At 38.0% G+C, this 19,010-nt stretch carries 16 protein-coding genes and 1 pseudogene; 8 read left to right on the top strand and 9 right to left on the bottom strand.

The annotated features are described in order from the left end of the window. Genes NEE14_RS04435 through NEE14_RS04415 form a run of 5 tightly spaced genes read right to left on the bottom strand, consistent with a single transcriptional unit; the run spans position 1 to position 2,777 of the window. A complete protein-coding gene (locus NEE14_RS04435; protein ID WP_251968498.1) occupies positions 1–669 on the bottom strand; it encodes an AlkZ-related protein in 669 nt (222 codons plus the stop codon). A gap of 18 nt (positions 670–687) precedes the next feature. Next, entirely contained in the window at positions 688–1,422 is a 735-nt protein-coding gene (locus NEE14_RS04430) for a YczE/YyaS/YitT family protein (protein ID WP_251968497.1), read from the bottom strand. An 11-nt stretch (positions 1,423–1,433) separates the two neighbouring features. Next, positions 1,434–1,919: a pyridoxamine 5'-phosphate oxidase family protein gene (locus NEE14_RS04425; RefSeq protein WP_251968496.1), complete on the bottom strand. Its 486-nt coding sequence runs from the start codon at positions 1,917–1,919 to the stop codon at positions 1,434–1,436. A 7-nt stretch (positions 1,920–1,926) separates the two neighbouring features. Then, positions 1,927–2,226 carry a thioredoxin gene (gene trxA / locus NEE14_RS04420; protein ID WP_251968495.1) on the bottom strand — a complete coding sequence of 100 codons (300 nt, stop codon included), beginning with the start codon at positions 2,224–2,226 and terminating at the stop codon, positions 1,927–1,929. Positions 2,227–2,237: 11 nt separating this feature from the next. Further along, entirely contained in the window at positions 2,238–2,777 is a 540-nt protein-coding gene (locus NEE14_RS04415; RefSeq protein ID WP_251968494.1) for an HD domain-containing protein, read from the bottom strand. A gap of 448 nt (positions 2,778–3,225) precedes the next feature. Between NEE14_RS04415 and NEE14_RS04410 the strand changes: the two genes are divergently transcribed. Further along, positions 3,226–3,813 carry a hypothetical protein gene (locus NEE14_RS04410; protein ID WP_251968493.1) on the top strand — a complete coding sequence of 196 codons (588 nt, stop codon included), beginning with the start codon at positions 3,226–3,228 and terminating at the stop codon, positions 3,811–3,813. Between the two features lie 105 nt (positions 3,814–3,918). After that, positions 3,919–4,596, top strand: a complete 678-nt coding sequence (locus NEE14_RS04405; RefSeq protein ID WP_251968492.1) for a metallophosphoesterase — start codon at positions 3,919–3,921, stop codon at positions 4,594–4,596. Positions 4,597–4,835: 239 nt separating this feature from the next. Here NEE14_RS04405 and NEE14_RS04400 read toward each other — a convergent pair whose 3' ends face one another. From NEE14_RS04400 to NEE14_RS04385, 4 genes are all read right to left on the bottom strand, one after another. Continuing rightward, positions 4,836–6,203, bottom strand: a complete 1,368-nt coding sequence (locus tag NEE14_RS04400) for an MATE family efflux transporter (RefSeq protein ID WP_251968491.1) — start codon at positions 6,201–6,203, stop codon at positions 4,836–4,838. Positions 6,204–6,332: 129 nt separating this feature from the next. After that, positions 6,333–6,893 carry an NAD(P)H-dependent oxidoreductase gene (locus NEE14_RS04395; protein WP_251968490.1) on the bottom strand — a complete coding sequence of 187 codons (561 nt, stop codon included), beginning with the start codon at positions 6,891–6,893 and terminating at the stop codon, positions 6,333–6,335. A 154-nt stretch (positions 6,894–7,047) separates the two neighbouring features. Beyond that, positions 7,048–9,195, bottom strand: a complete 2,148-nt coding sequence (locus NEE14_RS04390) for an ADP-ribosylglycohydrolase family protein (protein ID WP_251968489.1) — start codon at positions 9,193–9,195, stop codon at positions 7,048–7,050. 11 nt (positions 9,196–9,206) lie between these two features. Next, entirely contained in the window at positions 9,207–9,899 is a 693-nt protein-coding gene (locus tag NEE14_RS04385; RefSeq protein ID WP_251968488.1) for an NUDIX hydrolase, read from the bottom strand. Positions 9,900–10,325: 426 nt separating this feature from the next. On the opposite strand from NEE14_RS04385, the pseudogene NEE14_RS04380 reads away from it, so the two are divergent. From NEE14_RS04380 to NEE14_RS04355, 6 genes and pseudogenes are all read left to right on the top strand, one after another. Then, positions 10,326–10,540: pseudogene (locus NEE14_RS04380) on the top strand (helix-turn-helix domain-containing protein). A 7-nt stretch (positions 10,541–10,547) separates the two neighbouring features. Further along, entirely contained in the window at positions 10,548–11,888 is a 1,341-nt protein-coding gene (gene dndC / locus NEE14_RS04375; protein ID WP_251968487.1) for a DNA phosphorothioation system sulfurtransferase DndC, read from the top strand. Then, entirely contained in the window at positions 11,879–14,026 is a 2,148-nt protein-coding gene (locus NEE14_RS04370; protein ID WP_251968486.1) for an AAA family ATPase, read from the top strand. Before dndC ends, NEE14_RS04370 begins: the two co-directional genes overlap by 10 nt. Positions 14,027–14,032: 6 nt before the next feature. Further along, positions 14,033–14,446: a DndE family protein gene (locus NEE14_RS04365; RefSeq protein WP_251968485.1), complete on the top strand. Its 414-nt coding sequence runs from the start codon at positions 14,033–14,035 to the stop codon at positions 14,444–14,446. Next, on the top strand, positions 14,436–16,868 hold the full coding sequence (locus tag NEE14_RS04360) for a hypothetical protein (protein ID WP_251968484.1): 2,433 nt from the start codon (positions 14,436–14,438) through the stop codon (positions 16,866–16,868). Before NEE14_RS04365 ends, NEE14_RS04360 begins: the two co-directional genes overlap by 11 nt. Next, positions 16,861–19,005 carry a DEAD/DEAH box helicase family protein gene (locus NEE14_RS04355; RefSeq protein ID WP_251968483.1) on the top strand — a complete coding sequence of 715 codons (2,145 nt, stop codon included), beginning with the start codon at positions 16,861–16,863 and terminating at the stop codon, positions 19,003–19,005. The genes NEE14_RS04360 and NEE14_RS04355 overlap by 8 nt, the downstream gene beginning before the upstream one ends. The last annotated feature ends 5 nt before the right edge of the window (positions 19,006–19,010 follow it).

Genomic DNA, 19,010 nt, shown 5'->3' with positions numbered 1-19,010 from the left:
TTATTTCAGTAAAGCCGCAAATACTTTCTCTGGTTCGTTCGGCAGGATCTTCCGGAGCTGGCCGAGTATCCGTTCACGCGATTCCTGCGGAGAACGGTCGGGATGACAGGCTTCGCGTCCAAACAGCGTTTCGGGCGTGGTGAGCAGTGACCAGCCCCAACCATATTCCCGTCCGTGGCGGTCGCGCGGATAGACAAAGTCTTCTGTAACCACATAACTGCCCATTTCCAGCCGGGTGACGTACGCGTCGAAACGGCTTCGCATCTTCGGCCCCGTGAAGCCGCAGGCCGCACGCAGTTCCCTTGTAATCAGGCTGCCGTTGTGTTTCAGGGTGAAGAGAATGGTCTCTTCAATGCTTCCTTCTTCCGGATAAGGAAAGATGCTCCGGCGATAATTGCAGAAGTCGGGCCACCATTCGCGGCTGATGAATGCCGCCTTGCCGTTAAAGAACTTGCCGTATGCGCAGCCACTTTCCTGCAGGATAGAGCCTTTCCATTCCCAAAGCGGCCATTCCCATCCGCCATCGGGCAGTTGGGTATAATGGCAATCTTCGTCGGTTACTTCTTCGGCCGACCATCCGGCGATTCCCATCGGCAGCAGAGGCAGAAAACCGACCTCTTCGATGTACTCAATCAGTTTGGGGCAAGAGTCAATGAGTTCTTTTTCCATATTTGTCATTTTTCATAACTATTTCCGGTAAATATACCTCGCCAGTCCGTAAATATATCTCCGGAAGCCTGGCCGGTATCTGAGCAGGCGGTCGAACCAGTGCAGGTGATGACTGACAATACGCACGGTCCATCCCACATAATACATGGCAAACAGCGTACCCGGCCCGATGATGTGCCATTGCCATTTCCCGAAAAAGATGTAACTGCAGACAACACCTAAAAGTACAAGCGAGACATCGACTGCAATCTTGACTTTCGGGAATTCGATGCCTGTCACATGGCTGAGGGCAACGGGAAACCCTTCTCCTGGCATAGTGACACTTCCGCATCTCACTTCGAGTGCGACGCCGACAGCTAAAACCGTGCATCCGGCCAGTTGGGCGACGGCTTTCTCCCAGATCGCTTCCGGTTGCAGCCAGGAGATAAGGAAGAGGTTCAGATCGATCAGCATTCCGAACACAAAACCGACAAGCAGCTGGAAGAGCTGAACCGGATCGAACTTTCGGCGAAGTACACTTATCTGGCCAACTACCAGCAGGGCATTCATCAGGAAAGTATATTGTCCGATACTCAGGGCCGGAGTCAGTCCGCTTGTTCCCGCATCATGAAACACGTAGGGCAATACACTGATGACACTGGCTCCCAACATGCTTTTAACGCAGAGGGAAATACCTAACGTCATGATGTAAAGGGCTATGAACAGCAGCCCATGTTGCCATGCAAACGAGATTATCTTATCTTTTCTTGTCATATAGTTCTTTTTCAGAACCGGAAATGGACGGGTCTGGCAAATTCAGCTTTCTGTTCCAGCCCTTTCACATGGCCTAAGTTGGTCATCCATCCGTCGATGTTCTTCAAATAAAATACCTTGAAGATGGGGTTGTTGCGCATATCCTTATAGAGCTCGTGTACGATGGCGCTCTTCTCGATGATGGCATCCCGGATGTCCTGGCGTTCTTCAAAGACGGCTTCGGCTGAAAAGCGGATCCAAGGTGTCTGGATCTCGTTTTCCTCCAGCTTGCATCCGCAGAGTTCGAGAGATGGATTGGCCTGGAGTTCAGCATATACCTCCTTCTTTGCATTGGTACAGAACCACAATTTCCCGTCTTCCAAAACCATGTATTGCATGGGGCGTACTTTCGGCTTGCCATCCAGACCGATGGTAGCCATAAACTGAATGCCGATGCTATCGAGATAATCGGCTACATCGCGCAGGGTAATATCTTCGTTCATTGTCGTTTCTGGCATATAAGTGTTATTTCAAGAAAGGATCGAGGCTGGATAGTAGTTCAGCTTTCGGCATCGCGCCGCTTGTCCGCCAGAGCGCTTCACCTTTGCGAAACAGCATGAGGGTAGGAACAGACTGAATCTGATATTGCCGCGAAAGGCTCTGATGTGTATCAACGTCGATTTTGATGATACGGATACGGTCGCCCAATACATCTTTTACCTGTTTCAATACGGGGTGCATCATCTTACAGGGCTGGCACCACGTGGCAAAGAAATCAACCAGAACAAGCTGGTCGCCTGCTATTACGTCATAGAATGTTTCCATCGCTTCTATATTTAGTTATTCTGTTCATTATGATTTTCCTGCAAGGAACTCAGTCCCCACATATCGTTGAGCATCGAGATAGCCGACTCCGAGCGGAACACATTTTCGCGAAAGGCGATGATGCCTTCTTTTGAAACCTGGTCTTCGAACGAGTTGACCAGGAAATCGGCTTCCAGCAAGATGCGGTGATCTTTAGACACAACACCCGTATAAGTATGATGATGCGCTATCAGCCAGCAGATTCTTTCGGTCTGCGCTTCATCAAAACCTCCTGTTTCAGCCAGGACTTTCCGGGCCTCAGCCGGTCCGAGTTCTTCCTGATACCTGCCGGTGCAATTTCCATACTTGGCTTCAGCCGCATGTATGCCAACATCATGCAGGATAGCAGCCGCTTCGAGTACAAACAGCTCTTCGTCAGTCAGGCCTTCCGCCACGCCGATTGTTCGTGCAAAATCATGTACTTTCACGAAATGCTGGATACGTGGCACATCGCCACCGTCATATTTAATCATTGCCCTCATCAGTCGGGCCAAAGTAGTTTGTCTTGTCATAATCATTGATCTAATTACAGATATTCCAACCTTATTCACCAGTCTTCTATCCGGTAGGCAAAGGTACAAAAAAACGTGGTAGTTCTTTTGGATGTAACGCCTAAATACAGGAAAGGAATGCTTCAGAAGGATGAAGAGATATATGATTAATTATACACTTTCATAACATGTTGATCTAGCCAATTTTTTCAGACCAAGATAATTGGGATAAACGGAAATATTCTGTTATATTTGTAAATAAGATGGATAAGATATTAGCATTGTTTCTGAGACCAGAAGCCGATTCCAGGCCATAGTGGCAATGATTTGATATCAGAAACAGTTGTCAGTACCCTTTAATTATCGGACGGACAATTTTGCCGGCTATAAGGTAAATGTGAAAAACTTACAAGTATAAGATAAGGACATCCGAAAATAGTACATGAATTAATAAACACGATAAGCAGATATGGAAGGTGGATTGTTTTTAAAGGTAAATAAAAAAAGTCTCACCAGTGCTTTTAAGGCATTATCAGCTGGGGCTAAGATGCACAGAAAATATGCAAAGGTATATTCTATAGCATTTATGGTTAGTGAACCCGGAAAATTATCAGTACAGGTTCCTGGCGGGGAATACATAATTGATGCAGAAACATCAGGGAAGGGTTGTTTCTCGTTAAATTATAAGCAGTTTAAAATGTTGGTGCAGGATTGTAAGAAGAAAAATCTGGAATTGAAGATTGAATCCGGACTACTGACGGTTAACCACTGTGTATCAGTGCGGGTAAAGCGATGTGCAGGCAGCATAAATGTGCCATTGTCCTTGTCGTATTCAGCGGCAGAACTTGCCCGGATGGATCTTGCCCGGATTGGAAATGAAGTCATAGATTTTTGGGGATTGTCTTCTCAAATTGAAGACGCTAAATCGGAGATTGACAATGCCCTCGACAAGGCTTATATGCAGCTGGGAAAATATTGGCCGCCCACACTGACTTCGGATGATTTTAAAGTGCTGTTAAAAGATAAAATGTTATTCAACCACGAGAATCGTAAATAGGAGGGCGGGGACTGAAGCAGTTTTGCTTGTCGTTTGTCTGTGATTTGTATTTCCGGGATATGTTTGGAGTGTTAGGTATTATAGGAAAATTAAAAGGTAAGAAATATGTGTAACAGAATAATAGCCATAGGTGATATACATGGTTCAGCAAAATGGAAGGACATCGTTGATGAGAATAAGAATGCGACGATCGTGTTTTTGGGGGATTATTTAGATCCGTATCACATTAATGACTATGATGAGCTTTGGAATAATTTTGTTGATATCATCCGTTTTAAGCAGGATAACATAGATCGTGTCGTGTTACTTTTGGGAAATCACGATTTACACTATTTCTGTGACGATATGTCAATTGGTACCCGGTATAATTTTCTGCTGGCTGAGAGAATACGACGGATGTTTCTCGACAATCGGGAGTTGTTTCAATATGCATATCAGGTAAAAAATATCATATTTACTCATGCCGGAATATCTCACCCTTGGTTTGTAAACGATTTTAAAGGAGATATTCACGGAGATATTGCAGCCCAGTTGAATGCCCCGGACGACAGGCAGGTCCAGGCTTTGTTCCAGGTTGGTGCAGTTCGGGGTGGAGATGCCGGCCTTATGGGTGGAATATTCTGGGCAGACCGGTCTGAACTGAATGATCCGCTACATGGATTTGTTCAGGTGGTTGGGCATAATCGGGTAGACGATGTCATAGAGTTAGCCTATGCGGACCACAACAAGATAATATTTTGTGACTGCCTGTGGAACGGTAAGTTTTTCAAAATAAGTATTTAAATCAATAATTATCATGATAATAAAGAATTTTAGTAGTGATCTTTTCGATTCCGATGAAGAAGAAAGTTTAGGCGAAAGTTCGAACCGTTATACCGGGTTTCCTTTCAGAGAGAGATTGCTGGCCAGCATAAGAAAATAGAGGAACTGGAGCAGCGTTGTAAAGTAGAGCAACATCTTGCTCTGAGCTGCTTTTGGGGCCTGAAACATATGGAAACTTCCCGGGTGAAGGCTGTGGACAGTCACGAATTGGCCAGAACCTGGTTTCTCTTTCTGCTTTCTTTCAACTGCCGGTAGACATAGAAAAAGGCCGGAATCAGGAAAAGGTTGGCAAACAGCCAGGCCGTCGGATCGCCCATGCAGACACCCAGGAATTTAAAGGCTGGCACGAGAAAGAGACTGACCAGCACGCGGGCTATCATCTCGGAAACGCCTGAAAACATGGATAACCGTGTATAGCCTACTCCCTGAATGCTGTAGCGGAAAATACTCAGCGATCCTAACAGGACAAAGAACGATGTATTGATATGCAGGAACAGCACTGTATCTTTCATGATCTCTGTCTCGTCGGGCGAGATGAACAGCAGGGCAAACTTATCAGCCAGTCCCCACATGATTGCAGCAATTGCAGCACAATAAACTACCATCATCAGGGTGGCCGATTTGACACCCATCCAGATGCGTTCAGGCTTGCCGGCGCCATAGTTCTGTCCGGAGTACGTAGCCATGGCCATACCCAAGGCATCGAGCGGACACATTACGAACATCTTGATACGCATGGCTGCGGTAAAGGCCGCCACACAGGCCGTGCCCAATGCGTTGTTCGCACTCTGCAGCATGATGCTTCCAATGGCTGTGATAGAAAACTGCAGGCCCATCGGCACACCAATCGCCAGAAGCTGGCTGGCCAGTTTTTTCCGGAAAATACGGTCAGAAGGCTCGGTTTTCAGAATATCAAACTTGCGGTACATATAGAGATAGCACAGCAGTGCAGAAACTCCCTGGGAGACGACCGTGGCAATGCCGGCGCCAGCAACGCCCCATCCTAACGTAATGATAAAGAACAGGTCGAGGATAATGTTCAGTATGGTAGAAAGCAGCAGAAACCAGAACGGCGTCTTGCTGTCGCCCAATGCACGGATAATACAGGAAAGCAGGTTGTAGAAGAACGTACAGGGTACGCCAATAAACGTGATGAGCAGATAAATGTAAGCCCCTTGGAAGATATTTTCGGGTGTCTGCATCGTCCGCAGTATGAATCCGCAAAGCAAACTGGTAATGACGGCCACTACGACCGACATGACAGCCGTCAGTTTCAGACTGACCGACACATAGCGCCGCATTGTCACATAATCGTGTGCTCCGAATTTCTGGGCCACCGGAATACTGAAGCCACCGCAGCATCCATTACAGAATCCCAATATCAGAAACACGACAGATGTACTGGCACCCACAGAAGCCAGAGCATTGATACCCAAAAATTTTCCAACGATAGCGGCATCTACCAGCGAATACGTCTGCTGAAGCAAGTTGCCGAGCAACAAAGGTAAGGTAAAATTCAAAATCAGCGGCAGACTCGGCCCTGATGTCATCTCTCTCAGTTGTGCCATATATATCCTTTCACGTTATCCTTTATTCAATTGTATGCAAAATTATGCGAAAGATGTGAATCGGGAGGGTATCACTGCGTTAAATAAGGTATATGGACATAACAACTGAAAAGCGCTGCAAGAATTTTATTACTCCATGCTTTTCAGCTTCTCTACCAGCCGATGGGCATGAAGAATGGATTTCTCCTTCATCCGGGCCAGTTCCTTCTCGTCGTGCCGGCTTGCATACGAGAGTCCGCCGCTATACACATAGCCACACCACTGCAGTCCGCAAAGATTGGCCATCTGTTTATAAGGTGTCAGGAAGTCGTCGATGAGGTGCTGCTGCGGTCCGTCGTAGCTGTACATTTCTTCAGGAGCACCGGTTGTAAAAGACAGCACCAGTTGTTTGCCTTTCAGCTTGTCGCCCGACTTGCCGTGTGAAAATCCATGGGTGAAGGTCTTTTCTATCCAGCGATGCAGGAGAGAAGGCGCTGTGTACCAGAACAGCGGATATTGCAGCACGATGATGTCAGCGCGGAGCAGACGTTCCTGTTCTTTCGGTACATCGATACAGAAATCCGGATAGAGTTTGTCCAGGTAGGCAATTTCTGCATCCGGCAACAATTTATGCATTTCTTCCAGTATCGTTTTGTTGGCAAACGAATCATTCAGGTCGGGATGTCCCGATACGATTAAAATCTTTTTCATGATGTTCGGTTTTTAATAAATCTATCTGTTATTTTAATCTTACCCTGCAAATTTACAAGTTTGCAGTTAGGCGGACAACTTTTTCAGGTTGGTCTTGATGTATTCAAAATCAAATCCTTCTTTCATGATGAACAGCATCAGCCATGTCTCTGCATTATTTCTTGCTTTCACTCTTGAATAAACCTGTTGAATGATTGTCCTGTTTTAATCCGACAGGCTTCATTTCCCAATAACGCTCATACCACTGTTTTCGATCTGGAGTATCAATCGGAGTAGACATGTCGATTTTAGAATTTGTAGTCAAGTCATCTGCCAGGGCAAGTATAATGTTTGAAAGCTCAATCGTGTCTTCAAACTTTTTCCCTTCAGGACAGAACAGATTTTGCCGCTTGATCTCCTCGTAGCCATAGATGGCTCCCATGATATTGCCGGTAATTGATCCGGTGGAATCACTGTCTCCATTGTGATTGACAGAAGCAACAATAGCATCATGTATACTGTCTATATGCCTGATGGTGCAGAAAAGAGATATGGCCCAGGCTTCTTCGCCTGTCCATCCTTCTCCTAATTCCTCTATTGCCTTGTAGTCATCTGTGTCTGATTGTGCCAGCCTGATGGCTTTTCGTGTCAGTTCAGCCAGATAATGTTTGTCTGATGCGTATTCACCTGGATATACATCATCGAGGGTTTTAATGGTGTCTTCCGCAATGTCACAGATTCTCTTTTTTGCTTCATCCGGATTCAGTGGAACTAATTTGAATATGAGTTCTGTCATCATGCCTGCAGGAAGGAATCCTAACGGATGCAGGTGTGTTGCCTTGGCTATGTATGCTCCAGCTTCAAACATCCTGGGAATAGAGTATGAACATTTTCCCATTCTTGCTTTATCAGCAGCAAGCAGAAGTCCCATAGGAGCCACACGCATGATGCCGCCACATCCTTTGCTGTTGTTCTGAACTGTTTTGAAGTCCAGCCAGTCAGCACAGGCGCTTAAGCATGTATTCCCAGGTGCACGTCTGTTGGCCATTTCAGGTAAATTTCTGATCCAGGTGAAGGGTGGCCTTCTGAATTCCGTTTCATTTGTCTGCGTATAATACCAGTCAATATATGCCAGATTTACATAAGTTTCTGGTATACCACCTATACCTCTCATACAGCCGCGAGTGATACCCGACAGCATACCGTTGGCGGTGAACAGTGTCATCTGGGTATCATCACTTACCTCAGCTTTTCCGTTACTGTCAAGTTCAAAGGTTGTGATTCCTCCGGGGCCATATTTATCCAAGATGCTTCTCCGGCTCATGAACTCAACCGGATACCCAAGTGCATCTCCGGCAGCGCCACCCATCAACGATCCGCGTATGCAATCGTTAATGTACTCTACACTCGCCAAGTCTTCGCTATTCTGGTCGTTGGGATGTTCATCTGCAAAGACGGTTTCTTGGTCGTCATTTACTTCAGGAGACTGATTCCGTGGGCGGTTTATGAAGGCTAAGAACTTATCGTTTATATCCAACAGATCATCAGGCAGCAGTTTACGGCATATGTCTTTAATCCTATCGGGCAGCATGCTGCTGCTTATCGTAAACGGTCCATTCACTGCGGCAATAGACGCGGTCATACATCCAATTGTATCAGAATCTCCACCCATGGATATAGCCAGCCGAATAGCCTTTTCTACACTGTCGGGTGCTTGTAGATATGCCATGATAGCAATTGGCACACTTCCCTGACAGGTGACATCAAAGTGATAGTCGTCTCTAATTTCCTTCAGATCCACATCCAGATTATATCCGAAATGTTCTTCGATGTAACGTTTGATTTTTGTTTTTACATCAAACTGCTCCGTACGTTTCAAGTAGATGCACGCCGCAATGGCTTGTGCTCCTTTGATTCCTTCGGGATGATTGTGCGTTACCGACGCTGTAATGCGAGCCAATTCCAATGCCTCTTCCATCGAACTGGCATACATTCCTACAGGGCTTACCCTCATGGCTGATCCATTACCAAAACTTCCGTAAGGCTGAGGATTCTCCGTGTACAGCCACTTGCGGAACATGCCACCATAACCGGCATGAGGATATTCTCTGCCTAACTGCTGCAAACATTCAATGAGCTTGGTTTCGGTGTGCAGCGGATCAGTCAGAAGCCACTTGGCGACAGCCAGAGTCATCACCGTATCATCCGTAAAGTGGCTTCCTAATGGCAACAGCTCGAAATCTTCTGTCTTTATATTTTTCCTTTCGCGTGTGGAGCCGATGATATCACCAACTATTCCACCTAAAATCTTATTACAATACATATACAGTCTTCTTAAAATTCCAATTTAAATCCTTTGTGCTTTAACTCGGCGTACTTCTCAGGATTGAAACAATATTTGACCGGCACTCTCAACGGTGTATTGGCTGGACGTTTCCCAGCTTCTATGAGCAAACCTGATTTTCGTATCTTGTTGTAAAAGTTCCGTCTGTCAAACTTAACCTCCAGAATGGCTTCGTAGAGGTTTTGCAGTTCACTCATGGTGAATACTTCGGGTAGCAGTTCAAAGCCTATCGGTTTGAAGCAAATACGCTCTTTCAATACTGAAACTGCTTTACGAAGTATTCTATCATGGTCAAAGGCAAGACGGGGAATTTCGTTGTAGGGAAACCAGCGGGCATTGGCTGCATCATCTCCGCCTCTGACATCTGCCATTCTTACCAATGCGTAGTGAGCTATGGTAATGACTCTTTCTCTTGGATCGCGGTCAACTGTCGAGAACGTATAGAATTGTTCTACATCCACATTTTTCAATCCGGTTTCCTCTTCCAGTTCCCGCCTGGCACCCTCTTCTGCCGTTTCGTCCATCTTCAGGAAACCACCGGGAAATGCCCAGGCATCTTTATAGGGTTCCACACCTCGCTGAATAAGTAACACGTTAATTCTTACACCGTCAAAACCGAAAATCACGCAATCGGTTGTGACTGCCGGATGCGGATATTTATAGTGATACTTTAACTCTTCCATATCTGTTACATTTGATTGGCGTAAAATTAAATATATTTTTTCAGCCAATAAATTTATTTGCGTAAAATTTACGCAATAAGTTACAGATGCCATTTGGAAATAGCTTCATAGGTTAATTAATAAGTGCAACCAGTTATAGCGATTTTGCCATAAAACATCTGCAACCGGAGCACTTTGTTTCAAATGAATGCTTATCTTTGGGTGCATAAGTCGGTGACACAAAGATACCTATGAAATCATCTTGGCTTTATCACTAAGTAAGGATGAAAGGTGAGTTGATGGCAACGAACAATAGGGTAGAATAGAGCAGTCAACTGACTTCGGGTTTGATGTAAAAACAGTCAACCTTTTTTAGACTAAGACATAATAAAGAAATATAGTTAATATTGTATCTTTGCATATTCTATATAGAAAATTACAAATCATATGTCGAATAATCAACAGATTAAAATGAACAGAATAAAGGTTATTCTAGTTGAAAAGGGCAAAACAAGTAGATGGTTAGCTGGTAACTGGGAAAAACAGATAATACTATATCAAGGTGGTATCTTAATAAATCACAACCATCAATAGAACAAATGAGTTTAATAGCTGGATTGTTAGATGTAGATGTAAGAACATTACTATCACCTACTAAATGATATAAGAATGGCAAAAAGAATAGATTATATAATTGAAGATATAAAAGAACAGTATTTAGAATCTGACAATAATATACCGTGGATCATTGGTTTCAGTGGAGGTAAGGATTCAACTGTTGTCTTAACGCTAGTATGGAAAGCTCTTTTACAAATAAAAGAAGAAAAAGGGAAAGACTATATGCAAAGATCTGTGTATGTTGTAAACAACGACACTTTAGTAGAGAATCCAATTATATCTGATTATGTTATAGAGGTGTTAGAAATCATAAAAAGAGCAGCCATACAACAAGATTTACCATTAAAAGTGCAAGTAACATTTCCAAAACTAGAAGACAGTTTTTGGATAAGTTTCTTAGGTAAGGGGTATCCTGTACCTAATAATACTTTTAGATGGTGTACCGAAAGATTAAAAATAAAGCCTACTACCCAATTCATATTAGACAAAATCGATCAAATGGGTGAGGCAATCGTGATCATAGGAACAAGAAAATCTGAAAGCGCAACGAGAGCAAAAACAATATCTAAGCATGAGATAAAAGGTAAGAGATTAAGCAAACATCCATTAAATCCTAACGCTTATACTTATGCTCCGATTAAGGAACTATATCTAGAAGAGGTCTGGTATATATTAAGAAATGAGGAATCCCCTTGGGGATATGATAATAGCAAATTATTCCAAATATATTCAGATGCTAGTGCAGATGATTATGAATGTCCAACGGTTATAACAGATAAAACACAACCATCTTGTGGACAAAGTAGATTTGGCTGCTGGGTTTGTACGGTAGTAAAAGAAGATAAGTCAATGACCGCCCTTGTAAAAAGAGGAAATGAATGGATGAAACCACTGTTGGACTATAGAGATGAAATGGTGGAAGGACGAAACATATCTGAAAACCGATCAGCAACAAGAAGGAATGGGCAGCAAGCTGTAGATTCAGATGGACATAACTTAGGTAATTATACATTTGAATATAGAGTAAAGATGCTGGCTAAATTATTAAACGTTCAAAAACAAATACAGGAAACGCATCCACATATGGAATTGATTTCAAATCAAGAGCTTGTGGCTATTCAGATTAATTGGTATAGAGATGGATATTTCCACCCTAAAGTCACAGACATCTTTAATGAGGTGTATAATAGAAAAATGCCTTTTGAGAATATGCAATATCAAGAAAGGCTACTATTAGAAAAAATTTGTAAGGATTATCCTGACGATTATCATCTAATCAATGATTTAGTATCACTACATAAGAATAAAACAATATTAATGAATAACAATGGCTTGCAAGGAGATATAGAAAAACGATTAGATAATTATATAAAAGAGAAGCAATGTTTATAAATTCAATCATATTAAAGAACTATAGATCTTATAAGGGAATCAATAAAGTAACATTTAAGGATGGTACTAAAAATGTATATCTTATAGCTGGGAATAATGGCTTTGGGAAAACAACATTTTTAACATCATTGGTATGGTGCTTTTATGGGAAGCTAATGGTAGATGTAGATGAGAGGTTTCGTAGGGAAATCAACGATGCGCAAGGATATAAAAACTATGCAAGAATGAATTTAAATAAGCAGTTGATTCCTGAAGTTTCTAAGCTAAATATAACATCAGAAGAGAAGAAATTTCTTCAGAAGAATGGATATGTGGGTAAGTATGAAGATTTGCAGGATGAAACACAATATTCTGTAGAAATAAACTTATCAGATGTATTCATTCCATCCATACCTTGTAGAGAAATAAGAATTAAAAGGACATACGACTTATTGTTAGAAAATGAAACAATAGAGGTTCTTATAGATGAACAAACAAATGAGCTAGCAAAAGAGGTAGGTTATGATATATTTATTAACGATTTCATCTTATCTAAAGACATAGCTAAGTTTTTCTTTTTTGATGCTGAAAAAATAGTAAATCTCGCTGAAACAAAAAGTGTAGAAGAAAAGAAAAGATTAAGTATTGCGTATAGTGAAGTTTTAGGAATAAAAAAATATGAAGATATAAAACGTAATCTGGAGAATCTAAGAATTAAATTCAGAAAAGTTAGTGGAATTAATATTTCTGAAAAAAAATTAGATAAAATGACTGATGAAGTTGAATCATTGGAAAAGGAGATTACGATATTAGAGCAGTTAAGAGAAGAAAAAGAATTATTATTAACACAATATCGTCACGAAAAAGATAGCTTACAGGTCCAATTAATTAGAGAAGGTAACGCTATGAGTATTGAGGACTTGAATAAGAAGAAAGAATTACTCAATACATTAAAAGCTAAAGTAGAAACATTGAAAAATGATCTTAAGGATATGCTAGATTTAGCACCTTTCGCTATATCTGGTAAATTGTTATATTCACTTTATGAGCAAGTAAATTCTGAGGATAAAATAAAGAATGGATTAAAGGATGCAGATGCTATTAATGCTTCATTAAATAAAATTTATAGCACTATAATTGATAAGTTAAACAAGATAAATTTATCAGAGAATCAATCAAGAAAAGTAAGACAAATACTTGATGATTCTTTATCTGAATGTGAATGCAAGGATGAAGTGGAGTCTGAGAAAGTACAAGGGAAAATATTATTGGATTTCAATCAAATCGAAAGTCGTGACTTTAATGCCCTATTCGATAATATTCGTTACTCATTTAATTCAACATTCAAGCAACTGGTGAGGGAAATAAAAACTACGAATAACTTTATAGTTAAAACCCAAAAGATAGTAAGTGCTGCTGAATATGATAATAAGGATATACAGATAAAAGAAATTAGAGAGAAGAAGGCATTGGTTGAATCAAATATAGTATATTTAGAAAAAGAAATAAGAAGCATATCAGAGAAGTTTGGTGTAAAAAACAAAGAGTTGACAATTAAAAAGAAAAACTTATCAGAAGTACTGAAAGCAATAAAGATTGAAGGCTATGAAAAGGAAAAGGATGAAATAGCAGAAAGGCTTATAAAAGAAATAACATTATTCCTTAATAAATTAAAAGAAAAAAGAAAGAACTCAATTGAAATGAAATTGAAAGCTGCGATTGCGTCATTAATGCATAAATCTGATTTTATAAAAGATGTAAGAGTAGATTTGTTGTCAGATACAATTGAGATAAACCTATTAGACGATAAAGGACAAAATATAAAAAAGGACAAATTGTCAAAGGGGGAACAGCAACTGTATGCAACATCTATATTAAAAGCTTTAGTCGATGAATCAGGAATCGATTTTCCTATTTTTATTGATAGCCCTTTACAGAAGTTTGATAGCATTCACTCAAAGAATGTTATAAAAAAATTCTATCCTAATATAGCAAGACAAGTTGTTATATTCCCTTTGTTAGGTAAAGAACTATCATATAGTGAATATGAACTACTATACCCATATATTAATAAAACATATTGTATTATTAATAAAAATGGTGTATCAATGATAAATGAAGTAGAACCATTAAATTTATTTGATTATATAACAAAGTGAGAGGTTATGTTTACACAAATCAAGACTTCAAAGAAAAATAAAGAAGTTGTGACTTTACTTAGTCGCAATTTCAACTTGGGGGCTGAAAATATTGTCGCTAGAATAGCTTTAGCTTATTCTTTATCATCTGGGAAAAAAATGAATTTATCTGATATACAAGATTCTCAAGGTAAAGAATACTCTAAAAGTGTTTTGTTCGGTAACTTTATTAATTTCTATATTGGACTTATATGTGTTCATTATAATTTATATAAAACTGATAAAGATATACCTAAATATATCAAGATGCACATAGACGATGGTCTTGAAATGATGAATAAAGAGATGAAAGAGAATCCCAATCTTAATGGAATGGATTATCTGATTGATAAAATAGAAAAAGGTCTTGAAAGTTTTTTAGAATTAACGAATGGAGAATAGATTAATATCATATCTATACGATGAAGGAGAAATATCTGGAGAAACTTATCTCTATTGCATTGAGAATGATATTGAAAGTATAGATGATGTAAGATTAAATGATGTTCCTGAAGATAGAGCCTGTATATATAAGGAATTACAGGCTCTACAAATCTCTATTGCGGGAAATGAAAATGATTTACCACTTGATAATTCCAAGGACAATCTGAAGGATGGTTTTAAAAATATAAATATTAATGTAAGTGAAAGTCTAGTTAAGCAAGATGAAGAAGAAGGTGTCTATAGGATTATTTATGAGGAAGCTTTAAAAAAAGTAGATACAAGAGCAAAAAATGTTCTTAACGGGATAAAATCGAGATGTTTTACAGATGAAGAATTTTATGAATTCATTCTTGATTTTAAAGATGAAGTGACACATCCAAAAGTAAGAAACGCTGGTAGAAAAACCATATTACAAATACTTAATATTGCAGATGAACTACGTAAAGCAAAGGGAATAACATTGAAGTCAGAAGACACAAATGTACAAAATCACGAAGTAGCACTAACTATAAATTTGGATAGCATTTGGCCAATGATAAGTTCAGAAATAAAGAAATTGTCAGTTAGATCTCAAAATGCTTTTAATACCCTTCTTAAAGGCTGTCATAATTCTTTAAACGAGTTGTATATTAAAATATCTGATTCAAAGTTTTCCATCGGAGACATAAAAAATGTAGGGGAGAAAAGTATACCAGAACTTACAAATTTTTTTCAATACATCAAAGAGATAGCATCAAAAGTAAATGATGAAACAGAAGAGAGTAGAAACGAACTTATTGAAAAGCAAAAATTTGTGTCTGACAATATTCTTTCGGTATCCAATATTGATATAATATTCTCAGAAAAAAGGAGATTGGGGCATCTTCCTATATTTGAGATTATACAAATGTATTTGAACAGCTTAAGCGCTAGGGATAAAATAATTTTAGAAGGACAGATAAACATTTATGTAGGACAAGTCTTAAAATCAAGAGATGAGCTGATCACTATGCTTGATCTGACTGGTGAAAGAATTAGGCAAATAAAGTTCAGTATATTTGATAACTTAGAAAGCCGAATTAAATATATATCTAGCAAAGAGTATATAGATCTTTCATATTATGATAACAATACTATTAAATTTGTTAATTCTAATGAATATACAAAATTCAAAAATAACTTCTTATTGTGGGTGTTATCTATAATATCCAATAATTATTATATTTTAGGAAATGCAAAAGAAACATTGTTAAACCCTGATAATAAAAGACTTAATCTTAATATTGTTCCGGAAGAGTTAAATCAGATATTTGACTTTCAACTATTTCTTCAAAATTTTAATGAGGTTTACAACGACAAACATAATCAAGACTATAAGTTAAATCTTAATGGATATATTCTTGATTTCTTTAGAGGAAATATCCAATATGAATATTTTGAGAAAATAGAAAAAGCTTGCAGGTATATACTAGCAAGATGTTATGATTGTTTATTTGATGGCAACTATATTATTATAGAAGCTAACTCTTATAGAAATATACCTGATATAGTAGAAGATATAATAAGGGATCACGGCTCAGCAATGAGCAAAGATGAAATTTACGAAGTCTTTGTCAAAAAATATCCTGACAGAAATGTTACTATAAGTAGTATAGCTGCTTCAATAAATATTAATACCAATTTAAGTGCCATCGGAAGAACGAGTACATATACTCTCAAAGAATGGAATAAAGGATACAAAAGGGGAGGAACAATCAGAGAATTTGCATTAGAGTACATTATGCAGACAACTGAACATATAGCTTCTGTGAATGATTTAGTTAAATATATTAAAAAATACAGGCCTTCAACGAGTGAGAAAAGTATTGTTTCTAATCTGCAAGCTGAAGCAAATAAATTATTCTCTGTATATATTAAAGATGGAGTAAGATATATAGGAATAACAAAAGAAGAATATAATTCATGTTATGAAAGGTTATCAGAAGACATTGAAAGAAGGGATTTCAAAACAAGTATTGATTTACTAATAGCATTCATTTTAAAAAATAATAGATTCCCGTATAATTACTCAACAGCAGACGACTCAGAAGTTAGACTGAATAGATTCTGGAATGTTCAAAAAAAGAAAAAAGAAAAAGGAACATTATCAGAAAAAGAAAAAGAACTTTTTGACTTGATAATTGATCAATATGGAGATTTAGATATATCATATGCAGATTATATGTGGAGAAATAGATATAATGAATTGACTGAGTATTTAAGAGAAAAAGGAAATAGGTATTTACCTGAACATTTAAAACGATGGTATTATAAGAATAATACCATATTTAATAATGGTGAACTAAAAGATTGGCAAGAGGAATTATTTATTAACATTATCTATTTATGGAATAATGCTTAAAGATTTAAAACTATATTACATATATTCATCAAGCGGGACGAAAAAAACACCAATAGACTTTTTTACTGATTGTTTAACAAACAGTGAAAAATTTGATATGGGATTAGGATTCTTTAGCTCCGCTGGTATAAATGTACTCTCATATGGATTTGCTTCGTTTATATCAAACGGAGGTATAATGCGATTATATATAAATCAATATGTATCTGAGGAAGACTTTACTGCGTTTACTATAGAACCTAAGAAATTTATAGAAGACAAGTTTCTTACCGACTTCAAGACTTTATATAAGATTCTATCGGAAAGAGATGAACATTTCTTTAATTGTTTATCATACCTTATAAGTAAAAAACGCATTGATATAAAAATTATAATACCCAAAACGGGTGGAATAGCTCATCAGAAATTTGGAATATTTACTGATAGACAGGGAGATAAAGTAGCATTTAACGGTTCATTAAATTTTACGGCTAATGCTCTAATGTCAAAAAACATTGAAACCATATCATGTACATTCTCCTGGAAAGATATTGATTCAGTTATAGATTATGAAAGTCAGTTTAATGCTTATTTTAATGGTGAGATTAAGGATGTAGACGTATTTAGTGCGAAATTTTTAACAAAAGAAATAACAAAATCATTTCCAGCAAAAGATATAAAAGATCTCCTTTCTAAAGAGGAAGAGTTTATTAAACAGGAAAAATATAAAAGAGATGACATGAATACAGAATATGTACCTAAATTCCCGTACGAATCTGGACCAAGAGAATATCAGATTGAAGCCTATAATAAATGGTTGGAACATAAATGTAATGGAGTATTTGCTATGGCAACAGGAACTGGTAAAACTATTACATCGCTTAATTGTGTATTAGAAGAATATAAAAGGACTCAAAAGTATAAAGTATTAATTCTTGTTCCTACTATAGACTTAGTATATCAATGGATAGGGGAGATTAAAAAATTTTGTTTTTCGAATATATACATAGTAAATGGGGAAACAAATTGGAAAAAGGATTTAACAGAATTAAAAAATGATATAGGCTGGGGAATAGATAATAATTTCATTATCATATCAACTTATGCATCTTTTAAAGACACTTTATTTCAAAAACTAATAAATGAGTTAGCTAAAGATGATTCCATGATTCTGATAGCCGATGAAGCTCATAATGTGGGAAGTAAAGGTGTTCTTGAATGTTTTAAAAATCTCACGATAAAAAAGAGAATAGCATTATCAGCAACACCATCCAGGGCTTTTGATGAGGAGGGTACACAATATATAGAACAATGCTTTAATGATTCACCACCATATTGTTATAGCTTTTCTATGAGAGAAGCTATAGATAAGGGTTATCTTGTGAATTATTTATATTATCCTCATATTGTGTATTTGAATGACGAAGAAATGGATAAATACATTTACTATACTAGGATTTTATTACAATATTTTGATAGCAAGACAGGTAAATTTAAAGAAGAACCTGAAGTGCAAAATTTGTTAATGACTAGAAAACGAATTATTCATAAGGCACAAGACAAATATAAAGTATTTGAAGATATTATTGATGAACTTCATTTAAAACAACATCTTAAATATTGTTTTGTGTATGCTCCTGAAGGCATCGATTATCAAACTGAAAATCTAGAGAGTTTTATTATGAGACTTAAAAGTATAGTAGATCAAAAATATCCAGAAATCAAAACAAATACATTTATTGGATCAGATAAAGATAACAAAGAAAAGCTACGGGCATTTGCAGAGGGAAAAATAGATATGTTATTTGCAATGAAATGTCTTGATGAAGGAGTAGATGTACCAAGGGCGGAAGTAGGTATATTTACTTCAAGCACAGGAAATCCTAGGCAATTTATACAAAGAAGGGGACGTTTACTTCGACAACATAAAGAAAAGGCATTTGCGTATATTTATGACATGGTTGTAGTTCCTGATTATAGGAAAACGAGTAATCAATTTTATGAAATGGAAAGGTCTTTGGTTAAGAAAGAACTTATGAGAGTAGCTTACTTTGCTGATCTTTCTTCAAATTATAATGAAGCTGTTGAAAATTTAAGTGAACTTTTGCAGCATTATGAATTAGAAATTAGTATCTTAATCGATGAAATAAATAAATAACATAA

Origin of the sequence: Parabacteroides sp. AD58, from assembly GCF_023744375.2 — a bacterium.
Lineage (GTDB): Bacteria > Bacteroidota > Bacteroidia > Bacteroidales > Tannerellaceae > Parabacteroides > Parabacteroides absconsus.
This window is presented reverse-complemented; position numbering and strand designations above follow the sequence as displayed.